3 protein-coding genes and 2 pseudogenes are annotated in these 3,925 nt (G+C 43.7%); 1 reads left to right on the plus strand and 4 read right to left on the minus strand.

What is annotated here, in order from left to right:
- Positions 1-128: 128 nt before the first annotated feature.
- Positions 129-284 (plus strand): annotated as a pseudogene (locus IM485_RS10200) (ISAs1 family transposase); the annotation flags it as partial.
- A gap of 326 nt (positions 285-610) precedes the next feature.
- Here the strand turns inward: IM485_RS10200 and IM485_RS10205 are convergent.
- From IM485_RS10205 to IM485_RS10220, 4 genes and pseudogenes are all read right to left on the minus strand, one after another.
- Positions 611-877: pseudogene (locus IM485_RS10205) on the minus strand (DUF3352 domain-containing protein); the annotation flags it as partial.
- 190 nt (positions 878-1,067) lie between these two features.
- Positions 1,068-2,393 (minus strand): tetratricopeptide repeat protein, encoded by a 1,326-nt coding sequence (locus IM485_RS10210; protein WP_287742871.1) that lies wholly within the window; start codon positions 2,391-2,393, stop codon positions 1,068-1,070.
- A 630-nt stretch (positions 2,394-3,023) separates the two neighbouring features.
- A complete protein-coding gene (locus tag IM485_RS10215; protein ID WP_104398416.1) occupies positions 3,024-3,443 on the minus strand; it encodes a putative toxin-antitoxin system toxin component, PIN family in 420 nt (139 codons plus the stop codon).
- Positions 3,440-3,709 (minus strand): hypothetical protein, encoded by a 270-nt coding sequence (locus tag IM485_RS10220; RefSeq protein WP_104398415.1) that lies wholly within the window; start codon positions 3,707-3,709, stop codon positions 3,440-3,442. Before IM485_RS10220 ends, IM485_RS10215 begins: the two co-directional genes overlap by 4 nt.
- Between the last annotated feature and the right edge of the window lie 216 nt (positions 3,710-3,925).

The raw sequence follows: 3,925 nt of genomic DNA on the forward strand, positions 1-3,925 counted from the left end.
AATAGAAATTTTTTCTTTCTTCCAGACATCGATAATTTTTTGGCGAAAATCTACGGAATAGGGTCTCATAGGAAGCTGGCGATTTCTATTATTTGTCTATTTGCTTTTCATTGTACCTTATAGCTCCAAGAAGTGCTATAAGTGATTTTCAAGCAGCAAGCAATTGGTCAATTCTCACAACTATAGGATTGAATCTTTTCAGAGGTTTGGGTTTTCTCTCAATAACGGAGGGACAGAGGTGGTTAGCTGAACGTTGGGAAAAACTGATAGTTTTATCGACGTAAGAAGCAGAAAAATTAGCTAAATTAACAGGATGTACTCTCAGACAATTTCAAGAGAGATGGACTTTTAGTGGCTTGAGAACAAGCTTTATCACTTTATTCATAATAAATATTGGCAGAGGATTAAAGATTAATTATTGTGACTAACTCTTTTGGTTAGAAAAAGATAAACTTGAGAATCTTCAGTCAAATTTATTGACTCAAAATCAGCTGTACTTAATTTAAATGAAACAGCCCTACCTTGATAAGGGGGGTGTCGGTAGGCGGGGGGATCCCCCCTACCCCCCTTGATAAGGGGGGATCTGACAACTTTTAACGCCTACCTACTTATATTCGCCTCTAACCCAGCTAAAAACGTCTTCAGGCAAATTTAAACCTAAAGGCGACTGGAAGCGGTTTAAGACCTGTGTTATTAATTCCTGTAGGGGACTATCTGCTTCTAACCCCTCCTCTACCTGAGTCCAAAACCGATTTAAATCGCGACTAGCGGCGACTAAAAGGCTATTTTCGCCGATAAAAGATAATGCTCCCACGGGACTAGATAAAATTGGTGCTTGGTCATCCTGTCCTAAGACTCCAATTAAGGCCGAACGCGCACCCTTTTCAAATCCTATAGTAATCATAGCAATTACCGTCGGTTGAATTGACCCAAGGAAACCCCACAAAAAGCCATGAGAAGCGATCGCCGATTCCGACGGATTTAGGTTTTGCGTGTTGGGTTTCCCTTTCCCCTAAAATTGAGAGGTTTTCTTTAACCCATTGATTCGCTCAACCCAAGAAAAAGGACTAGACCGCGCCTAATTGCCGTAGCAGTTCCAGAACCTTTTCATAGGCCGCCGCGTTTCCTTGCTGGCGGAACAGTTCGGCGGCTTGTCGGAAATCTCCGATCGCTTTTTCCCTTTCTTGTCGAGAATAATAAAGAACCCCCCGATTGGCGTAAGCCTCGGCGTATCTGGGATTAATGTTGATCGCCTGATTGAAATCGGACAGGGCGAGGTCTGGTTTCCCCTGTCTGGCGTAAATAACCCCCCGATTGTTGTAAGCATCGGCGTCTCGGGGATTAAGCTCGATCGCTTTGTTGTAATCGGACAGGGCGAGGTCTGGTTTCCCCTGTATGTCGTAAAGAAGCCCGCGATTGCTGTAAGCCAGGTCCAATCGGGGATTAATGTTGATCGCCTGATTGTAATCGAACAGGGCGAGGTCGGGTTTCTCCTGTCTGGCGTAAATAACCCCCCGATTGAGGTAAGCCTCGGCGTATCTGGGATTAATGTTGATCGCCTGATTGTAATCGGATAGGGCGAGGTCGGGTTTCCCCTGTTTGTAGTAAAGAAGCCCCCGATTGTAGTAAGCTCCGACGTATCGGGGATTAATGTTGATCGCCTGATTGAAATCGGACAGGGCGAGGTCTAGTTTCCCCTGTATGGCGTAAAGAAGCCCCCGATTGTGGTAAGCCATGGCCAATCGGGGATTAATATTGATCGCCTGATTGAAATCGGACAGGGCGAGGTCTGGTTTCTCCTGTCCGGCGTAAAGAACCCCCCGAGTCAGATAAGCCTCGGCCAATCGGGGATTAATGTTGATCGCCTGATTGAAATCGGACAGGGCGAGGTCGGGTTTCCCCTGTTCTTTGTAAAGAAGCCCGCGATTGTAGTAAGCCTCGGCCAATCGGGGATTAATGTTAATCGCCTGATTGAAATCGGACAGGGCGAGGTCGGGTTTCCCCTGTCCGGCGTAAAGAAACCCGCGATTGTTGTAAGCCTCGGTATAGTTAGGATCGAGTTCGATCGCTTTGGTGAATTCAGCGAGGGCGAGATCGTATTTTTCCTGTTGGATGTAGTCAACTCCCCGGTTATAGTGGCCGATCGCGTCTTGATTGTTCCCTTGAGCGATCCGGGTTTCGGCTGGTTGTCGGCTCTCTAGCGCCATGGCGGGGCGAACAGTCGCAAGGGTGGAAAGGCTGATTAGGCTGACGGTGGTAAGAAGGGCAAAGGATTTCATGGCTAGTTCCTCGGTGGGGATGATTTTAAATTGTAGGGTTTGCTGAAAAAGTTTTTTCCGGGGGCAGGCTTCGGGGTGTAGATCACTCCAAGGGTTGGCAGTTTTTGATTTCAAAAAAGCCTAAAAATATTAATCCAACAAGGTTTTTAGATTGATTCAGCAACCCCTACTTAATTCATAGGCTGCTTTTTTGGGAATATGCAGAATAGGGCGAGCAATTTTTTTTGTTTCGGATACAAACGGAAAAAGCGCCGCAATCGGGAGCGCTTTGTTATCATTTAGTGAAAAATACTTGTTTTTTTCGATGCAATATGGTACGCAAATCCCCGACGATTAGCGATGCCGAATTAATTTGCCTCAGTTGTCAGGGCTTTTTTTGCCCAAAAAGCCGTAGTTTGGGTTGACGTGGGGAAACCCAACTATAGTACGCTTGGATTGACCCAAGGAAACCCCACAAAAAGTCATGAGAAGCGATCGCCAATTTAGACGGATTGAGGTGTTGGCTGTTAGGTTTCGCTCTCCCCTAAAATTGAGAGGTTTTCTTTAACCTATTGATTCGCTCAACCCAAAAAAAAAGACTCTTTTGTAGGTTGGGCTGACGTGAGGAAACCCAACAAAAAAATAAGAGGATTGCAATAGCGATCGCTATTTTTTAAATCCTACAGTAATCATAGCAATTATTGTCGGTTAAACTTATCTTTTCTCCTAGTTTAAATCGTCAATTAATTACCTTACTCCTCTTCTCTACTCATTAAAGTAGCAACTAAGAAATTCTTGGGGAGTAATGATGGGGATATTTTCAAAGTCATGTAATGTTAGTAAATCTAAATCTCCTGTAATAATAACTTCTGCTTGAATAACTATAGCGCTCGCTAAAATAACAGCATCATCTGCATCTCTAAGTTGAGGAACTTCTAATAGTCTGTCAACACAAGGTTGTATAAGTTCTTGAACGATAGTCATCAGGTATGCAGTTGTATATCCACAATATTGTTTTCGAGATTGGAGTTTGGGTCGTTCTAATGTATCTTCTATATCAGCTAAGATCTTTTGGGAGGCAAAGATTGTAATTTTTTGATTTTTAGCTAATTTAAGGATTTTACCCGGAACTTCTCCCCACAACAATCCTGAAATCCAAACATTGACATCTAGAACAACTTTCATGAGTTGGCGCGTCTAATTTGGCGAGCTTCTTTAATTATCTGGCTAATCTCAGCCAGAGTCGGTTGATTGGGGTCTGGTTCCATTGCTTCTAGTCGCTCAAAGAATTGCTCTAGATTGACTTTATCTTGATGAACTTTTTTGAGAATGATGGAGTCTTCCGTCAGGGAAATCATGTATTTATCTCCTGGGTTGAGGCGGGTTTGAACTTCAGGAGGAAGTTCGAGGTTTCCTTCTCGATTGATTTGTATGAGTAGCTCTTTGGTCATGGGAGCATCTCACCTTTGCAATAAGTAGAAATGCTTAATGAGATCAATAAAAAAGTTAAAAAAGGCGGCTCTACCGGCTCTCTTCGGTTTGGTGGGCAAAATGTATTCTAAGATACATTCCTCCTAGCCAGGGGGTGGAACGAACCACAAAGACACAAAGGACACAAAGATTGATCGATCCTATGTAAGTTACACTTATCACACAGAACCTAGAAG

The organism is Microcystis sp. M169S2 (genome assembly GCF_020245865.1).
GTDB lineage: Bacteria > Cyanobacteriota > Cyanobacteriia > Cyanobacteriales > Microcystaceae > Microcystis > Microcystis ichthyoblabe_A.

Bases quoted from the DNA above. Each gene is read 5' to 3' on its own strand.
- IM485_RS10215 (WP_104398416.1), bottom strand. From the start codon at position 3,443: ATGAAAGTTGTTCTAGATGTCAATGTTTGGATTTCAGGATTGTTGTGG.
- IM485_RS10220 (WP_104398415.1), bottom strand. From the start codon at position 3,709: ATGACCAAAGAGCTACTCATACAAATCAATCGAGAAGGAAACCTCGAA.